This is a genomic window from Helicobacter equorum (genome assembly GCF_900198655.1).
Classification (GTDB): Bacteria; Campylobacterota; Campylobacteria; order Campylobacterales; family Helicobacteraceae; genus Helicobacter_F; species Helicobacter_F equorum.
Window position 1 is genome coordinate 46,033 of sequence record NZ_FZPO01000030.1, and the last position, 18,237, is coordinate 64,269.

Below are 18,237 nucleotides of genomic sequence, written 5' to 3' on the forward strand. Positions count from 1 at the left end.
GTCTTTCAAGTCTTTAAGGAATGACAAGTTATAATAAATGTAATATTACTTTAAGGTTAGATTCTATGTATAAACAACGCGTGTTAGAGGCATTACAGGCTATTAAAAAGGGTGAAATGATTATAGTAATGGATGATGAAGATAGGGAGAATGAGGGTGATTTGGTTATGGCGGGGATTTTTAGCACCCCAGAAAAAATCAATTTTATGGCAAAAGAAGCGCGTGGGCTTATCTGTGTCTCATTGACCCAAGAAATTGCCACGCGATTGGATCTCGCGCCTATGGTGGAAACAAATAGCTCAAATCATGAGACAGCATTTACAATTTCTATTGATGCGGCAAGTGCTAAGACGGGTATTTCGGCACATGAGAGAGATTTGACAATACAGCTTATGTGTCAAGATTATAGCACACCAAAGGATTTTGTGCGACCAGGGCATATATTTCCACTTATTGCCAAAGAAGGTGGAGTGCTTGTGCGCACGGGACATACGGAAGCAAGTGTTGATATTTGTCGCCTAGCAGGTCTTAAGCCTGTGAGTGTGATTTGTGAGATTATGAAAAATGATGGCACTATGGCGCGTAACACTGATATTACCGAATTTGCCAAGGAACATAATCTTAAGATTCTATATGTGTCAGATCTTATTCAATATCGTCTTCAATACGAAAAGCTTATCACTTTACAAAGCAAAATGGAGGCGAAATTTCTTGATAAAAAATGTCTCAAATATATATTTATAGATCATATTCATCATCAACATATCGTATATGCTTTTACACAGAATCTACCCCCAAAAAATCCATTGGTGAAATTCCATATAATCCAAAAGGATTATGAGCATTTTGAAGATTCGCTTCAAGCACATAGAGCATTTTTACAGAGTATAGAAATGCTTCAAGAAGAGAGTGGGTATCTCATCTGTCTTGATACCAAACCACAACAAGATCTCAAAACATTAGGCATTGGCGCACAGATTTTGCGAGAATTAGGTATAGAGGAGTTTAGATTGCTTAATTCAAATTCGGAGAGCGCAGGTGTAGGGCATACTTTTAGCACATTAAGTGGTTTTAATCTAAACCTAACGCAAAAAGTCTTGCCTTCTTAAGGGAGTGATGAGTGATATTCACATATGATGATACTAAATGTATGAGCGATTTTTGGACACTACTAAAGATGGCAAATGTGTGTGAGAGTATTTAAGTTTTGTAAAAGTTTAGTCTGAGGGATAGGGATTAGGATAGAAAATATGTATTCATGGTCGGAGTAGCGGGATTTGAACCCACGACCTCACCCACCCCAAGGGTGTGCGCTAGCCAGACTGCGCTATACTCCGAAAACAAGTCTGCAATTATAGCAAAATTTTGGGTATTTTTGTATGCTATGTGAGATTACTAATCTCTAGTGCCACACATTCAAGATATACGTGCCCTTTTTCATCATAAAACACATCACTTCCAAGTACACCATCGTGTATTGTGCATTCTATGGTTTTACCATTTTACAATGCAAGGCTCACAATGCCAGGAGAAGAAGCACTACCAGATAAAGGCTTGGATAAACACTATATCATCAAAATGATCCAAATAAGGAATTTCAGCTACAAGTTTGCCTCTTTGAATGACAGGTGTGTTGTCTTTGTCATATGCAAATGCCACATCACCATTCAAATCGCATAAGGTTTCATGTAACTTTTTCACACTTTGTGTTCCAAGAGAGATAATATCAAAGTCATTCTTTTGGTTGTATGAGTGTCAAGGTGTGGATTCTCCCACCAAAACATTCATTAAGACGATCTAAACCTCTTCTTGTGTTTTATATTCCTTAGAAATTCGCACCGCATAGGCTTTTAGAATCTATTTGTGTTTGCATAAGAGAAGATAGACTATTAGCATAGTTCCACATACAAAACATAAGCGCCATAGCCTTCTTTACCACCTTGTTTTCTCACAACCTCGTTTTTTAGTTTTTGTTTTGATCGACAAGCTTATTTGCGCCAATCCAAGGCATCATAGCACGAAGTTTCTCACCCACTTGCTCGATTTTATGGTTGGCTAGATTTTTGCGCTCCGCATTCATTCTTGCATAACCTGCTTTACGCTCTAAAATAAAGTCTTTTGCAAAGCGTCCTTCTTGAATGTCGCTCAAAATCTCTTTCATCGCTTTTTTAGATTCGGCATTAATCACTCTAGGACCGCTTACCATATCGCCGTATTCTGCGGTATTTGAGATAGAATATCGCATATTTGCCAAGCCGCCTTCATAGATCAAATCCACGATCAACTTAAGCTCATGCAAACATTCAAAATATGCCATTTCTTCAGGGTATCCAGCTTCTACAAGTGTTTCAAATCCCGCCTTAACAAGACTGCTTACACCACCGCAGAGCACGGCTTGTTCGCCAAAAAGATCGGTTTCAGTTTCATCTTTAAAAGTCGTTTCAATAATCCCGCTTCTACCACCACCAATCGCACTCGCATAGCTTAGCGCAATCGCTTTTGCATCTCCTTTGCTTGTGTCTTGTTCTACCGCGATTAGATCAGGTATTCCTCCACCTTTTAGAAATTCGCTTCGCACTGTGTGTCCGGGTGCTTTTGGTGCTACCATAATCACGCCTACGCCTTTTGGTGCTTTGATTTGTCCAAAATGGATATTAAACCCATGTCCAAAAGCAATGATTTTATCTTCGCTCAAATTTGCTTTGATATCGCATTCAAAGACATCGCCTTGCAATTCATCAGGGATTAGAATCATCACCACATCAGCCCATTTTGTTGCCTCACTTACTTCAAGGACTTTGAAGTTTTTTGCTTCTGCTTTTGCCCAGCTTTTACCACCTTTATAGAGCCCAATAGCAACTTCTACTCCAGAATCCCGTAAGTTTTCTGCGTGCGCGTGTCCTTGAGACCCAAAACCAATAATTGCCACCTTTTTCTTTTGGATTAACCCTAAATCACAATCTTTATCGTAATACACTTGTAATGCCATACTCACTCCTTGCAAAATTTATATGGGGTGCTATTACACCAAAACTTGCATAAAAGATTTATAAAAATCACATTTGATACAAAAAATTTAGTGAGCTAAAAGTTATGTTAGAATCTTGTTTGTAAATTTGTGACTACTACATAATAAGGTTTTGCATGAAGATTCTATTTGTTGTTGGGGTTATTTTTGTTGTTTTGGCATTGATAAAAATCTATACTTATAGGCGATTTTTACGCCATACATTTATTTTTTCTCATCATAGAGTGTTGCTTATTGTGCTACTTAGCCTTTTGTATATTGGTGAAGTGGCTTTTTTCTTTTTGGCAAAAGATCGTGGATTTGATCATCATACATACATCGCACTTGGTTCGTGTGTGATTGTGAGTTATGCACTCTTTTTGGCGTGTATTATTGGCGATATGGTGCGTGGCGTGGGCAGAGTGATAGAGGATAAATCCCACATTTTAGATTCACAACGACGGAGATTTTTAAAAATCGTGCTAGATTTGGGAGTTTTGGCACTTTTTATAATATTTAGCACAAAAAGTATTAAAAATGCTCTAAGTATCCCCAAAGTGCAAGAAGTAGAGGTAGAAATAGAGGGTTTAGATACCCCAAAAACTATCGCTTTGATTAGTGATGTGCATGTGGGTAAGATGATTGAAGGGGAGTTTGTCCGAGGTGTTGTGGATCGTATCAATACGCTTAATGCTGATATTGTTGTGATTGTCGGGGATTTAGTTGATGAAAATATTGAATTTGCCAAAGATTTTTTACTCCCACTTAATGACCTCCAAAGCAAAGAAGGTGTGTATTATGTAAGTGGCAATCATGAATATTACCATGGCATAACATCTATTAGTGCATTTCTCAAAACCCTCAATCTTACGATACTTGAAAATCAAAATATAGAATTACAAAGTTTTAATTTAGCGGGCGTAAGTGATTTGGCAGGGCATAGATTTGGTATTTTACCCCCTGATTTATCTGCTGCTAGAAATGGATTAAACCCAAATAAGCCAAGTATTTTATTGGCACATCAACCAAAATTCGTGCGTCAAAATGATGTAAGTGCTTTTGATCTTGTGCTATGTGGGCATACACACGCTGGACAAGTCTTCCCACTCTCGATTTTTGTGTGGCTTGATCAGCATTATATCCATGGGCTTTATCAAGTAGATTCTAAGACGCAACTTTATGTAAGTTCAGGGGTGGGATTTTGGGGACCAGCAATGCGGTTTTTGGCTCCTAGTGAGATTGTGAAACTAAAACTAAAACCAAAACATTACACTTAAATCCATATTTGTGTAGAATTATTGTGTATGCTTGGGATTGTGATATGAGGTTAGTATATATCAAATACTTCCTTTAAGTGGAATCATTTTTATCAATACTCTTTTAAAATCCTTTGCAAACAATACTGCATAATGAATATAAGATTGTCTTCAGGGAAAAAATTAAATCAATGTTTTTATTATATTGTATATCAAAGCCCCAAGAGATTCTAAGATTCCTTAGTTTGAGAGAATTTGTAACCTTTGGAAGTGTGTGGATAGAAAGAATAGAGTTCAAAGGTTAGTGTGTATGCATTTCATGTAATGGGAGAGAAGAGATAGCTTCATAACGCTTCGTGTGACTTAAGAAAGTTGGATTTCCATTTTCATCTAGACTTTGCCGCACATGATGGCGTTTGCAATATTCTTCTAAGGGATAAATTATGAGTGAATCTAAAGCTTTGGCACATTCTTGTTTGACAAAAAATAGATTTGTGCCACTTGAATCAGCCCCAACGAAAGCATATCCCTTGTGTTTGCCTAGTTCTATGAGTGCTTTTATACTCGCACCAAAATAGAGTCCACTATAATGAGCCGCATACCGCATAAAATCTTCTTTGTATGGGATACTAATGCTTCTTGTTGCACCAAAAATCGCATTGTATTCTATAATAATGATAGCTGGAGAAACGCAAGTAATATTGTCCCATATGTAGTAGTCATTGCCATCAATATCAATGCTAAGAATCGCGACGTTATCTAGTTCTCTAGAATCTAACCAATCTTGAATAATACCATTGATATTGTCTTTGGTGATAAATGCGCATTGCGCGTGTAAATCATGTTTCCAATATATTTCATCATGTTTAATAAAATTGATATTATCTTGCGAACCATCAATTACTAATCCCTGAAAATTGCGAAATTTAAGTAGAAATCTTGTATTAGCCTCTGTGTAGTTTTCCACACCGAATTCCACAAAAGCTTTTGGATATGAACTAAGATCTAGGGTATGAAGCAAAAAATCTATGATCCCATCTTCACCATTTTGGCTATAAACACTAAATTCACTAGACTCTATGCCTAACCCCCCCCCTTAGGAGTAGCACTAAGCATTTGTGCATATGAAGCGTTGCGTAATGAGAGATTGTGAGCAGAAAGCATAAGTAATGTATCAAGTTTTGTATTGAGTTGTGCTGTAAGGATGGTCCTTAATCTATATATAATAGATCGTAAAATCTTTTTCATGAAGGATGCTCCAAATTTTCGTGTGTTTTTAGATTTCTTGAATTATGCATAAAACTAGCTTAAATGTAAATTTGCTACAATCTACGTTTTGTTTGCCACGATAAAAGGTAGGGATATTATACAAGGAGTTTAAAAGTATGGATTTTTTTGATGCGGTGGTGTTAGGTATAGTAGAGGGATTGACGGAATTTTTTCCTATTTCTTCCACGGGACATATGATTTTGGCTTCAAGTATGCTTGGATTGCCTCAAGATGAGTTTTTAAAAACCTTTGAGATTGCTATTCAGTTTGGCTCTATCTTGGCAGTGCTTTTTTTATTTTATCCTCGATTACTTCAAGGTGTGGATATTTGGATTAAGCTTTGCATAGGTTTTGTACCTACTGGTATTTGTGGGTTGTTTTTGTATAAATACATCAAGCAACTTTTTGATGGCTATGTCGTGGCAATTATGCTTATTGCGGGTGGGATTGCGTTTTTATTGATAGAGTATTGGCACAAAAACAAAGTGCATCAAACCAATGAAGTTACACAAATAAGCTACAAACAAGCATTTCTTATCGGACTTATGCAATGTCTTGCGATGATCCCTGGCACTTCACGCAGTGGGGCTACAATCATAGGTGGCTTATTACTTGGGTTAAATCGTCGTGTGGCGGCAGAATTTTCGTTTCTTTTGGCGCTACCTACAATGTTTGCTGCCACAGGCTATGATGTGTATAAAAACCTCCATATTCTTGATAATACAAATGTTAGCATTCTCTTAATTGGTGGGGTTGTGGCATTTTTGTGTGCGATTGTGGCTATAAAGGTATTTCTTGCGTTTGTCTCTCGCTTTAGTTATGTGCCATTTGGGATTTATAGAATCTGCATAGGTGCATTGTTCCTTGTGCTTTTTGCAGGTGGTGTTTTTGATGCGCACTCTGAACTTTTTGTGGATTAGATTCTATTACATCGTTTTATCTTGTGCGATGAGTTACGCACAAGAATTTGGCTTTGGTATGAATGTCAGTGGAGGGTATTATAAATATAGCGAGCCACAAGTGATGAATATAAGCGGTGCTATGTATGGTGTTGGGGGTTATGCGTATATGACACATCAGCATTTTAGGCATCAAATATATGCGACTTATTTTGGTGGGATGACTCGTTATGATGGGTCGGAGTGTAGTATCACCGATACCACATTGTGCACACCCTTACGAAGTGCCTCACAAGATTCATATTACACATTAGAATATCGCTTTGGCTCTTTTATTTATCGAGGTAGAGAGACATTTGTATATACAGGATTTGGACTTGGCTTTTGGGATTTGGATAATGCTATTAGTGCAAGTAGTGGCTATGCTAGAGAGCAAAGTTATATATATATGCCTCTTTTTATTCATATGCAATATGCGTTTTCTCACCATATATCATTGTATGGAATCTTTACTTATCAGCAGTTATTGCGCGGGTATAATATAAGCCATTTTCAAGATATTGGCTTTGATAGAAATCTCTATTTTACACAAACTAGAGGATATGGTGTGCGTTTGGATATAGGTATCAAACGCAATTTAGATGAATATGGCTATAGTGGTGTTATTGTGTTTGGTGCGTATTTGCAATATTGGAATATCGCAGATTCTAGTGCCGATAGTGCATATCGCAATGGCAGATTCATAGGCTTATACCACGAGCCTCATAACATTACACAGGCAGTAGGAATGTCTATAGGCTATGAGTTTTAGTGTATTAGCTTATAAGAATCTTTGGATCATATTTGCATTTGCCAAATTCTACAATTTTAGCATGGAATCTTGCGTACATATAGGGGAGGTTAGCCTCACCATATAGAGCGTAGGCACGATCCATATTTTCCTTCACACCGCACATAAAAAAGCTTTGTAATTCATCATAATCGGGAATTTCTATCCCAAGAGCACACAAAAGTTTGTAAGTATAGCGATCTACTACCATTACCTCACGCTTGCACATATAATTTAGCACACAATCAGCACTTTCAAGTCCTAATCCCTTTTGGGCTAGTAGCCATTCTTTAGTGAGATTGTGTGTCATAGATGTATAGCTCTCAAAATCTTGCAATAAGTTTTGTGCCAAGAGAATTAGTCGTTGTGCTTTTTGGTTTTGCAAACCAAAGATATAAGAACTTAGCACATCTTGTGAAAGTGTGGCGATATTGCAAATTGCACGATAATTTTGTAGCTCATCATGATAATCTTTTTCAAAATCCCCGCTAAAGATAGGTAAGATTCCATTTTTGCGTAGGGCGTGGAGCGTTTTTTGCACATTTTCCCATTTGCTATTTTGCACAAGCACACAACCTAGTATCACTTCAAAACTCCCAGCATTAACCCACCACCATTTGGGCGCATTTTCTAGGAGTTTTAGCCCATAAAGTCGTTCCAAAATATCAATTGAGCATATCATGACTATATTCGCTATATCCGCTGTTTAGGTAGCTTTTGAGATTATGAAGCACACTCTCCCATTTTCCCATATCGCTTTGCACAAAACCCAAAATATTTTCATACCACACACTATCTATACCTTTATCATACCGCCAATCAAAGCGTTTATTCAGTAATACAAGTGTGCTTTTGCCAAGACTTGCAGATAAATGCGCAAGTGCGGTATCAATCGTAATGATTACATCTAGTTTTTCTAAGATTTTGCGTGTTTGCAAAAAATCTTGCATTTCTTCTTTGCAATCATGCACCCCAAATTCTTCACACAATGCGCGTTCAATCCCATTATAATTGACGCTATAAATTTGTGTTTTTGAATCTTTGGGAAAAACTTCTCGTAACATTGTCAAAAGTGCTTTAGGATCGATATTTTTTAGTTCTACTTCAGCGAAATTTGAATCTGTATGAAAGCAAATACCAATTTTTAGGATATTGGGCTTCATACCATAGATTTCTTGTATATCACCTCGCACAAGTGCGCGTTTAATGATGTTTTGATAGACAAGATAGCGTTGTTGTTCTTTGATTTGTTGTTTTGTATGTATGCCAAGCGCTAAGGGAAGTGAAAGCAGTGAAATACTCACATCAAAGGATTCTGCATCTAGGATTTGTGTGTGAATTGTGAGATTGGGAATATGCTCAAGGGCATCGCCAAAGAGATTTTTTAGCGGTTCTTGGACGCAAAAAATGACTTCTTTGGCAATTTGAGTAAGTATAGGGATAAAACGCCCAAACATTATGCAATCCCCAAAACCTTGCTCATAATGCACAAGCACTCTTTTATGGTGTAGATTCTGTGTGTCTTCACAGCCCTTATTCCATAAATGTGGAAGATTGATAGGAAGCATATTATCAAATTTTTTGCGCATTTCATATACGCCAAAACCTTCAGTAAAATGATGATTTTTTAGTAAAAAATGCGCATAATTGATAGTATATTCCACTCTTTGAGGATCTAACTCTATAGCACGCAAATAATAATGTTTGGTTTCATCAAAGTCTGCGTTGAGGTAGTTTAGGGCATTGGCATAGTTAAATAAAAACACACTTTCATTTTCAAAGACAGGATAAAGCTCTCTAAATATTTCAAGCGCTTGTGTAAAAAATCCTAGTTTAATGTAGGTATTGGCGAGATTCACACCGGCTTGGAGAAATCCTCTTTTGTACGCCATTTCATAAAGTTCTATCGCTTCAGGAAAACGCGCCAAGGTAACTTGAGCATTTGCAAGATTAAACATTGCCCCCAAATCATTAGGATCTAAGCGTAATGATATGACATAATGTTCTATCGAGCTTAGTGGATCTCCCGCATCCACATAGGCTTTTGCTAGATTAAAATGTAAGGTGGGATTTTCGTTTAAAACCGGAATAGATTCTAAGGCCTGGTGTAAAATTGTGATAGCTTCTTGGGGATTATTATCGCGTCGATAGGCTTCCGCAAGATTAAGCCATAAACCCTCACAAAGACGCAATATTTGGCGTAGTGTCGTATGCAGCGGATCTTGTATGTCTTGTGTAGAAGATTCATCATATTTGTGTAGCACTTGTACTTGCAAACTTTTTAGTCTCTCGCGCGCAAGGTGTAGCCCCTCTGCGAGATATTCGATAGCTCTAGCATATTCTTTGAGTTCTATCATCGTTATCCCTGCAAGATTCCAAGTATCTATATCAAAGTGATCAAGTGTGAGAATCTCCACACACAATCCCACGCATTGACTATAATTTTTATCAGCAAACGCTTGTGCACAAAGTTGCTTTTTAGCCACTATATCTGTTGTTTTGTCGTATTCTTGCATAATCCTTGCCTATTAGAATCTTAGAGTATTTCAAACCATCTCAAAGCAAAAGACACTCCAAAAATTTGCTATAATGCCACCCTTATCTTAAAATCATCACAATATAATGGAAATTATCATGGAAAATACTTTTGATGTGATTGTCGTGGGCGGAGGACACGCTGGATTAGAGGCAGCAATTGCGAGTGCAAAAATGGGTGCAAAAACGCATCTTTTTACAATTTTAATCCAAAATATTGCTCTTGCTAGTTGTAATCCTGCAGTGGGAGGATTAGGCAAGGGGCATTTAGTCAAGGAAATAGATGCACTTGGTGGTGTCATGGGGCAAATTACGGATTTGTGTGGATTGCAATTTCGCACTCTTAATGCCTCCAAAGGACCAGCTGTGCGTGGCACACGCGCACAAATTGATATGGATATGTATCCTATCATTGCAAAAAGATTTGCACTCAATACCCCAAATCTTACACTCTCTCAAGAACTTATTACGGATTTGTTGTTGCAACAAGATTCAAATGGAAGCTTTGGAGTCATAGGAGTCAAAAGCAATCTCAACAAAGAATACAAAGCAAAATGTGTTATTCTCACTACAGGCACATTTTTAAACGGGCTTATTCATGTGGGTGAAACCAAACTAGAAAATGGGCGTTTTGGTGAGCTTAGTGCGCGCACATTATGCAATTCATTTCGTCAAATGGGCTTAGAAGTGGGGCGGTTAAAAACAGGGACTTGTGCGAGGATTGATGGGCGTAGCATTGATTTTAGTAATCTTGAAAAACACAATGGTGATGAGAATCCGCCACATTTTAGTGCACGAACTAAGGATTTTAATCCCATACAGATTCCGTGTTTTGTAACATACACCAATCAAAAAACACATGAAGTTATCCGCCAAAACTTTTATCGAGCACCACTTTTTACCGGACAGATTCAAGGAGTGGGACCAAGATATTGCCCTAGTATCGAAGATAAGGTAAATCGTTTCGCACACAAAGAGCGACATCAATTATTTTTGGAGCCACAAACACGCGATTGTGTAGAATACTACGTCAATGGACTAACAACTTCACTTCCAGTGGAGGTACAAGAGGCGATGATTCATTCTATCGAGGGATTAGAAAATGCCAAAATCACGCGCTATGGTTATGCTATAGAGTATGATTATATACAACCTACTGAATTGTATCATACACTTGAATGCAAAAAATGCACAAACTTGTATCTAGCAGGGCAGATTAATGGCACTACAGGTTATGAAGAGGCGGCAGCACAGGGTATTATGGCAGGGATTAATGCTACATTACGCATTCAAGGCAAGGAACCATTTATCTTACAACGCAGTCTTGCTTATATCGGTGTGATGATTGATGATCTTGTAACAAAAGGCACTAATGAGCCTTATAGGGTTTTTACTTCCAGGGCAGAGTATCGATTGTTGTTGCGAGAAGACAATGCGTATTTGCGCTTAGGGGAATATGGCTATGAGTTTGGCTTACTCACACAAGATGAATACGATAAGATTCTAAAAGATAAGCAAGACATTGTTAGGATACTAGAGTTTCTTACACATAATTTTATTACGCCTAGCAAGGTAAATAAAGAACTCTTAGATTCATTAGGATTAAAGGGCATTGGCGATAAAGCTTCACTCTTACAGCTTCTTGGTATCAATGAGATAAATTCTCAAGCCCTTGAGGGACTTTGCAAACATTTTGGATTGGATCTTACAGATGTAAGTTTGCAAGCCAAAGAACAGGCATGTATAGAATCTAAATATGCAAACTATATCACTAAGCAACAAGATTCTATTAATAATATGGAGCAAATGCTACAAGTTGAGATTCCAAAAAACTTCGAATTTGACACAATCCCAGGGCTTAGTCTTGAAGTGATTGAAAAGCTAAAAAAATTTAATCCAAAATCTCTTTTTGAAGCAAGTGAAATTAGTGGTATTACGCCCGCTAGTCTTGATGTATTGCATTTATATATTCATTTGCACACCAAAAAGGGGTAAGCACAAGAGGCATAATACACGCTTTACAGAGGTTTAAATCTCTGTAAAAGGCATTTGTAGGGCTTGTGCAGTTTTTGATCGTTGAGTATTGAACGCAGCGATATTTTGCTCAAGCGTGTTTTTGTAAGAAGGAATCATTTCTTTGAGTTTGTCATAGTTTTTGTTTATTTGCGTTAAAAAGCATTTTTCTAGCAATTCAAGAATAACATCAACAGAGATAGAAGCCCCAGGTGAAGCTCCAAGCACTGCTGCTAGAGATTTATCAGCAGAGACAACAACTTCAGTCCCAAACTCTAAGAAACCTCTACCCTGTGGATTTTTTTTGATAATTTGCACCCTTTGCCCTGCAAGTTTTAGATCCCAATCTTCTTCTTTTGCACTTGGCATATAAAACTCTAATTTTTCCACACGCCCTTTTTTGCTCAAAAAGACTTGACGCACAAGGTATGCAGTAAGTGGAATATTATCAATCCCAGCTTGTAGCATAGGTATGATGTTATTCCATCGTGCAGAGAGTGGGAAATCTAAAAGGCTACCACTTTTTAAGAATCTCGTGTTAAAACCAGCATAAGGTCCAAACATTAACTCTTTTTTGCCATCAATAATTCTTGAATCTAAATGAGGAACAGACATAGGTGGATCGCCTACAGAAGCTTTACCATAGACTTTTGTAGCGTGTTTATCAATAAGATCTTTGTTGTTACACATAAGCCATAAACCGCTTACAGGAAATCCTCCATAACCGCGCCCTTCAGGTATCCTGCTTTTTTGAAGTAGTGGGAATGCACCACCACCAGCGCCCAAAAAGACAAAATCCGCTTGGACTTTTTTGCGTATATCATTTTTTGTATCAGTGATTTGTAATTCCCAGCCTTTAGAGCTTCGATTAAGGTCTGTTACTTTGTGTGAGAGGAAAATGTCTATCCCATCTTGTTTTGCAAGATTGTTTTTGAGTTGGGTTACGATGGCACCAAAATTTACATCACTACCGCTATCTATAAATGTTGCTGCAACAGATTGATTAGGATCTCGACCTTGCATGACAAGTGGCACCCATTGTGCGATTTGGTCTTTGTCTTGGGAGAAAAGCATATTTTTATAAAATGGAGATCGACGCAAGGCTTCAAATCTATCTTTGAGAAATATAACATTAGAATCTGCTACAAAGCTTAAGTGTGGCAGTGGATTAATAAAGCTTTTTGGTGTATCAAGAAGGTTTTTTTTGACACAATATGCCCAAAATTCCTTGCTAAGTTCAAATTGTTGATTAATTTTTAGGGCTTTTGTGATATTAATTGAGCCATCTTTTTGGCGTGGTGTGTAATTAAGTTCACATAAGGCTTGATGTCCGGTTCCAGCATTATTCCACGCCATACTGCTTTCTAGTCCCACGTCATCAAGCATTTCATAGATATGTATTTGTAGTGATGGTTGCAGTTCTTTGAGGATTGTAGCGAGAGTAAAACTCATAATCCCACCACCAATTAGTGCTATTTGAGTTTGTTCATTCATTGGTTATCTCCATGATTGTTGTATATAACTGAAATTTATACTAAAGATCATTTATTTTAGGTTAATACACTCTAATTTTATTATGCGATATTTACAAAAAGTAAAAATCAAACATAAGGATTAGGGATTCTGTTCAATTAATATCAGAAAAAGTTTGTATAGGCTCGCACAAAGTGAGAAAACATAAATTCCAATAAGTGCGTATCGGTGATTTGTAAGGCTTGTAAGATCGATAAGCTTATTACCAATGGCAACACCAATCATCGCACAAATACCTACAATCAGTCCCTTATGCCAATCAATAAGATCTTGATTATAGAGTGAAAGTGATCCAGATATGGATGCAAAGACAATAAAAAAAAGAGCAATAGGCACAACTTTTTTAGAATCTAGCCCAAGAAAATAGGCAAGAAGTGGTCCTATAATCAACCCACCACCGATACCAAGTGAAATTGCAAATATACCTGTTATCGCCCCTACACCAACCATTACAAGCTTTTGTTGATTAGGATCCTTGATAGGAGGATTAGAATTGGCAGTGGTTTTAGTATTAAAAATATATTTTTTGACACTCACAAGGGTAAGAAGAATAAATAATATCAATAAAATCGTGCTATGTATATTGGTAACAATAATTCCACTAAAGCTTGCACCAATAAGTCCCCCAAGTCCTACATAGAATCCAGCACGCAAGTCAAGTTTTTTATGCCAAATATTAAGGATACTCCCAAAAACCGATGAAAAAATCATTTGCACAATAGAAGTGCCTATGGCGTATTCCATACTAATACCAAAACATAACAGGCAAGGCACGATAATCACACCCCCACCGATACCAAAAAAACCAGCAGCAATGCCACTAATAAAACCAATAAGGGCAAATATTCCCTCTTGTATTATGGGATCTAGCACAATCTCTCCTTGTGGTAAGCTTTTAAAGCGTGGATAGTAGCACACCAATCCTTAGTCTGTAGCAATTTTTGAGATCTTTTGGAGAGGTATTAAAGTAGTGGTGGATTAAAAATCTCTCTTGTCAGTCGATTTATGCTATACTTGAGCCCAAAAAGCAAAGGTGGAATTTTGTTTGCTTTTGTTTGTAGTTGGAATCAGGGTAATTTTGGAATCTAGAGAGTTATGGAATGTATGTAGCACTAAATGAGAAATATATTCAAATCACTGTTGAAGATGATAATGTTTTTTTACATAAAGCAATCGCATATGCGGAGAAGTATTTTTCTAAAAGTTATAGACTTTCACGCACAGTGCTTATTTTAGATGATGGTGAGAGATTCAAAAAAGATTATTTGATTAATTGGGCATATCATGCGTGTTTGCAAAATGATCAAAATAACCAAACCACAAACCGAGAAATGCAAGACTTAGAATACCTGCTTGATTTTACATATTTGCCTATTCGTATCAAGATTGTGGGCAAAAATTCTCTCTTGGAGCGGGTAAAGATTTCGTTGCGCATTATTAATGGTGTGCGCGTAATGCTTAAAATGAGTAAGTCTAATGCAACGGCAAAGCGCTATATTGCTACGTTGTTTGATGAATATTACTTGGGTTGTGATCGTGATGAGATTTATTTGGATAGCACAAAGCCATATTTTTGGGATAGTATCATTAATCTTGTAAGCTTTAAAGTGATTCATAATGTTATTTTGGATTTTGATTATGAGAGCTTTAAAAATCGTGGTGGTATGGGTGGTTTTGGCGATAGTTTTCTTACAGATAAAGAACGAGAATTGCGCTATAGTTATATGATTTTAGAATCTCATTATCAAGATGATTTTGAGGTTGTTAAAAAGCGTTATTTGCAACTTGCCAAAGAATATCACCCTGACAATGTTTTTGGGCAAGATTCTGAAGTGATTGAGAGTTATAGTGAGCGTTTTAGAACTATACAAGAGGCGTATGAAAAGATTCGCAATACTTTGAGGATAGCTTCATAAAGCTTAGTATCGATACCAAGAGTTGTGTGCTTAGACCTTAATCTAAGCGCTCTTTGTTCATTGTTTTTGTGTGTTCTCCATAGATTCTATAATTAATCTGCCACCAAGAAAGCTTAGTGTAATTTTGTATGAATTGTTTTTTAGATTCTGGGATTATAAAACTTTCTTGAGGTATGATAATACCATTTTTTGTGATGTATCTAAATCCTGTATCCAATCCAAGTGGATATATACCATCTTTGTCAATCCATACTGCTTCATTATATGCAAATACATATGTATCCTTGGCTTTTGTATCAAAGAGATTTCTTCCTCCAAGCGAAAGAAAATCATATTCTTGGAGGCTTAGAGCATAGAGTGTAGGAAATATATCTTTATGTGATCCTAGAGTATCTGGATTAAAATCTAAATCCTTAGCAATAGTTGTAGGGATATAGAGATAAAATGGTACAGAATGATCAAGTGCAATATTTGCACCTTGTTTCATATCACGACACAGATGATCACCACTTGCCCCAATGATGACATTATCTTTGAGCATAGGATTGTGTCGTATAGTACTCACAAAGTTTCCAAAGGCATCACTTGCGTATGTGAAGGCTTCTGCGGCAAGATATACCCTTTGTGGATCTTTGGAAGTAAAAAGTGGCATTACAGAATCTAGTGCATATTTTGGTGTCTTAAAGCTTTTTGGTGTCGCAAATGGAGGGTGATTGGAAATTGTGAGTATTATAAAAAAAGTAGGCTTCTTTGTTTCCAAAAGAATCTCTGTAGCAAGAGCAAAAGCATATTCATCAGCATTACCAAATGCCCAAGCATTAGCTTTACTTTGTGGATAGTGTTGTGCGATATAACTACTATCATAGATAGCATCTGCACCTAAGGTCATAAGATAATCCCCAAGGTTATACCAATTTTGATTACCAGAAGTGATAAAGACAACATCATATCCTGCTTGTTTATACACATCAATAGGTGTAAGTGGAAGTTTGGTGTTTTTGGCGGTGCTAAGGGAGATTGTAGAATGCGGTGCTATAGGCAATAATAACCCAAATGATGCAGCAGTATGATTCCCACCTGATAAAAACTTTGTAAAGACAAAATCATTTTGTCCCTTATGTTTAGACATACCACTCTCAAAATATGGACGAAAACCTCCAAGCATATCAAAATGCTCCGCATTATCCAATGCTAACATATTGAGTGCAAAACTCTCCATTAAAACTGCGACAACATGTGGAGAAGTCTTTGATAAATGCGTAGAATGCATATGAGAATCTTGTGTAGATTGTGTGGCGGGTGTTAGGGTTTGTGTGAGAGTGAGTGAATCTAAAGGTTTAGTTACTCCTTGTGTATGCGTAAAAAAGATAGGAAATGTTTCTTGTTGCAGTGTAATCCCTTCTGAAAGTGTCACAGGCTCAAAATGCACAGCATTGTTATAATGCACATATGCGTAATGCAAGGCTAAAATTGGGTTTATAATAAGGTGGTTTAGGCTTTGGTGTTGGGTTGTGTTGATGGTGTTTTCTTTGAGTGGTTGTGTCCCCACAGACCCTCTAATCCCAAAAATTACAACAAGAAGCGTAAAGATATGTAATAATATAAGTGTGCGGATATGCAATGTTGGTATTGTAAGGTTTATAATCTTTTTACTTATCTTTACACAAATAAAGCTATATAACACACAAGCAAGTAAAATAAGTATTACAGGATAGTCTTGCCATATAATTTTTAAGATCGCTAATGTATCATCATCTTTGATACCAAAAATGAAGACATCAATTTTTGTATGATATGTCTTGTAATAATAAAAATTCCCAATAGCACTAAAACATACAAGGAAACTAATAAGTGCGATATAACTTAAGACAATTGTATGTCCTATACCCCCCCCCTTAGTAGTATAAGCAGTATTGTGTGTAGAATATTTTGTTTTTACAAACACTAAAGCTTGTAAAATATATACAAGAAGCAAAAGAGCTGCAATACCCATACAGACTATGCGAAAATCAAGCCTACTACCCATTTCATGCATAATCCATAGATCTTGCGTCAAAGCTTGTGGGACAAAGACTACTTGCATGACTGCACGCATAGTCAAAAAGCTAAGCATATAAACACAAACAAGACCCCAACCCACAATAACTACATTGCTTCCTTGTAAGTTCTTGTGTGTGCTAGTTTTCATTGCACACATTCTTTGTATGTTTGCTTATCTGTAGGATAGAGTATCCTACCACAATGTGGGCATGTAATAATAGAATTTTCATCACAAAGCACTTCGGCATATGTGCAATCATTTAATCGTATAAAACAACCACCACAAGCTTGTTTAAAGACAGGCACTACACTTGTATTTTTTGCCCAACGACGAATCTTCTCATAAAAGGCAATACTTTTGATATCTGATTGTGCAATAATGCTTTGTTTTTGTTTAAAGATTTCTTGTTGTTCTTGTTTGATAGATTCTATTGCACTTTTTGTAGATTGTTCTAGTTCTGCAATAGTAGAATCTAGTTTTATACTATTTTCTTGTAATTGTGTGATTTGTTGATGTTTTGCTTTTTGTATTGTTTGGAGTCGTTGGATTTGTTCATTAGCCAGAGTAAGGTTTTCTTTTGCAATGTCTTCTTCTACACTTAATGCACGCAATTCTTTTTCATTACGCACTTCTTGTTGTTTTTTATTAATATCTTCTAATCGTGTAGCACTATCATGAATGAGACGATCATTTTGTTGGATTTCATACTGAAGTTGTTTGGTTTCTTCTTGCAGTGTTTGTATGGTATGTAGTAGAGAATTCTTTTGTGCTATGTTAGCATCTAGTTCTTTACGCACTTGTGCAATCTTTGGCTCTAAGTCATCAATTTGCTTATCAAGATTTGCAATTTGGATAAGTGATTGTAAATGTTTATTCATTGAAAGTCCTTTGTGTTAAATGTGTGCAATAGGATTTTTATAGTCTGTAATTATAGCTTGA

At 36.8% G+C, this 18,237-nt stretch carries 16 protein-coding genes and 1 tRNA gene; 6 read left to right on the forward strand and 11 right to left on the reverse strand.

All coding sequences use genetic code 11. The features are described 5' to 3' along the window. Nucleotides 1-65: 65 nt before the first annotated feature. On the forward strand, nt 66-1,109 hold the full coding sequence (locus C6H22_RS05705) for a bifunctional 3,4-dihydroxy-2-butanone 4-phosphate synthase/GTP cyclohydrolase II (protein WP_104694365.1): 1,044 nt from the start codon (nt 66-68) through the stop codon (nt 1,107-1,109). 150 nt (nt 1,110-1,259) lie between these two features. On the opposite strand, the gene C6H22_RS05710 is transcribed toward C6H22_RS05705, so the two are convergent. The 3 genes from C6H22_RS05710 to ilvC form a co-directional block, all read right to left on the reverse strand. Next, nucleotides 1,260-1,337: transfer RNA gene (locus C6H22_RS05710), tRNA-Pro, on the reverse strand. Nucleotides 1,338-1,539: 202 nt separating this feature from the next. Beyond that, complete coding sequence (locus C6H22_RS08635) at nt 1,540-1,701, reverse strand: hypothetical protein (protein WP_158654635.1); 162 nt, start codon at nt 1,699-1,701, stop codon at nt 1,540-1,542. A 262-nt stretch (nt 1,702-1,963) separates the two neighbouring features. After that, the gene (ilvC, locus tag C6H22_RS05715) at nt 1,964-2,989 is read right to left on the reverse strand and encodes a ketol-acid reductoisomerase (protein WP_104694366.1); all 1,026 of its coding nucleotides are present in this window, start codon (nt 2,987-2,989) and stop codon (nt 1,964-1,966) included. Nucleotides 2,990-3,144: 155 nt separating this feature from the next. Between ilvC and C6H22_RS05720 the strand changes: the two genes are divergently transcribed. After that, complete coding sequence (locus C6H22_RS05720) at nt 3,145-4,284, forward strand: metallophosphoesterase (protein ID WP_104694367.1); 1,140 nt, start codon at nt 3,145-3,147, stop codon at nt 4,282-4,284. Between the two features lie 280 nt (nt 4,285-4,564). Here the strand turns inward: C6H22_RS05720 and C6H22_RS05725 are convergent, their stop codons facing one another. Both C6H22_RS05725 and C6H22_RS08640 read right to left on the reverse strand, forming a co-directional pair. Beyond that, complete coding sequence (locus C6H22_RS05725) at nt 4,565-5,284, reverse strand: hypothetical protein (RefSeq protein ID WP_104694368.1); 720 nt, start codon at nt 5,282-5,284, stop codon at nt 4,565-4,567. Between the two features lie 62 nt (nt 5,285-5,346). Next, complete coding sequence (locus C6H22_RS08640) at nt 5,347-5,511, reverse strand: hypothetical protein (protein WP_158654636.1); 165 nt, start codon at nt 5,509-5,511, stop codon at nt 5,347-5,349. A 137-nt stretch (nt 5,512-5,648) separates the two neighbouring features. On the opposite strand from C6H22_RS08640, the gene C6H22_RS05730 reads away from it, so the two are divergent. Further along, complete coding sequence (locus tag C6H22_RS05730; RefSeq protein ID WP_104694369.1) at nt 5,649-6,452, forward strand: undecaprenyl-diphosphate phosphatase; 804 nt, start codon at nt 5,649-5,651, stop codon at nt 6,450-6,452. Next, nucleotides 6,421-7,242 carry a hypothetical protein gene (locus C6H22_RS05735; protein WP_158654637.1) on the forward strand — a complete coding sequence of 274 codons (822 nt, stop codon included), beginning with the start codon at nt 6,421-6,423 and terminating at the stop codon, nt 7,240-7,242. Before C6H22_RS05730 ends, C6H22_RS05735 begins: the two co-directional genes overlap by 32 nt. Before the next feature lie 4 nt (nt 7,243-7,246). Here C6H22_RS05735 and C6H22_RS05740 read toward each other — a convergent pair whose 3' ends face one another. Continuing rightward, nucleotides 7,247-7,942 carry a 3-methyladenine DNA glycosylase gene (locus tag C6H22_RS05740; protein ID WP_104694371.1) on the reverse strand — a complete coding sequence of 232 codons (696 nt, stop codon included), beginning with the start codon at nt 7,940-7,942 and terminating at the stop codon, nt 7,247-7,249. Then, nucleotides 7,926-9,776, reverse strand: coding sequence for a tetratricopeptide repeat protein (locus C6H22_RS05745; protein WP_104694372.1), 1,851 nt, complete (start codon nt 9,774-9,776; stop codon nt 7,926-7,928). Before C6H22_RS05745 ends, C6H22_RS05740 begins: the two co-directional genes overlap by 17 nt. Nucleotides 9,777-9,894: 118 nt before the next feature. Here C6H22_RS05745 and mnmG point away from each other — a divergent pair, with 118 nt between their 5' ends. Continuing rightward, on the forward strand, nt 9,895-11,790 hold the full coding sequence (gene mnmG / locus C6H22_RS05750; RefSeq protein ID WP_104694373.1) for a tRNA uridine-5-carboxymethylaminomethyl(34) synthesis enzyme MnmG: 1,896 nt from the start codon (nt 9,895-9,897) through the stop codon (nt 11,788-11,790). A gap of 33 nt (nt 11,791-11,823) precedes the next feature. Here mnmG and mqo read toward each other — a convergent pair whose 3' ends face one another. Beyond that, nucleotides 11,824-13,302 (reverse strand): malate dehydrogenase (quinone), encoded by a 1,479-nt coding sequence (mqo, locus tag C6H22_RS05755; protein WP_104694374.1) that lies wholly within the window; start codon nt 13,300-13,302, stop codon nt 11,824-11,826. Nucleotides 13,303-13,422: 120 nt separating this feature from the next. Then, entirely contained in the window at nt 13,423-14,214 is a 792-nt protein-coding gene (locus tag C6H22_RS05760; RefSeq protein ID WP_233707063.1) for a sulfite exporter TauE/SafE family protein, read from the reverse strand. A gap of 227 nt (nt 14,215-14,441) precedes the next feature. Between C6H22_RS05760 and C6H22_RS05765 the strand changes: the two genes are divergently transcribed. Then, a complete protein-coding gene (locus C6H22_RS05765; protein ID WP_104694375.1) occupies nt 14,442-15,257 on the forward strand; it encodes a J domain-containing protein in 816 nt (271 codons plus the stop codon). 37 nt (nt 15,258-15,294) lie between these two features. On the opposite strand, the gene C6H22_RS05770 is transcribed toward C6H22_RS05765, so the two are convergent. Then, nucleotides 15,295-17,445 (reverse strand): LTA synthase family protein, encoded by a 2,151-nt coding sequence (locus tag C6H22_RS05770; RefSeq protein ID WP_158654638.1) that lies wholly within the window; start codon nt 17,443-17,445, stop codon nt 15,295-15,297. After that, nucleotides 17,442-18,176, reverse strand: a complete 735-nt coding sequence (locus C6H22_RS05775) for a zinc ribbon domain-containing protein (protein WP_104694377.1) — start codon at nt 18,174-18,176, stop codon at nt 17,442-17,444. Before C6H22_RS05775 ends, C6H22_RS05770 begins: the two co-directional genes overlap by 4 nt. Between the last annotated feature and the right edge of the window lie 61 nt (nt 18,177-18,237).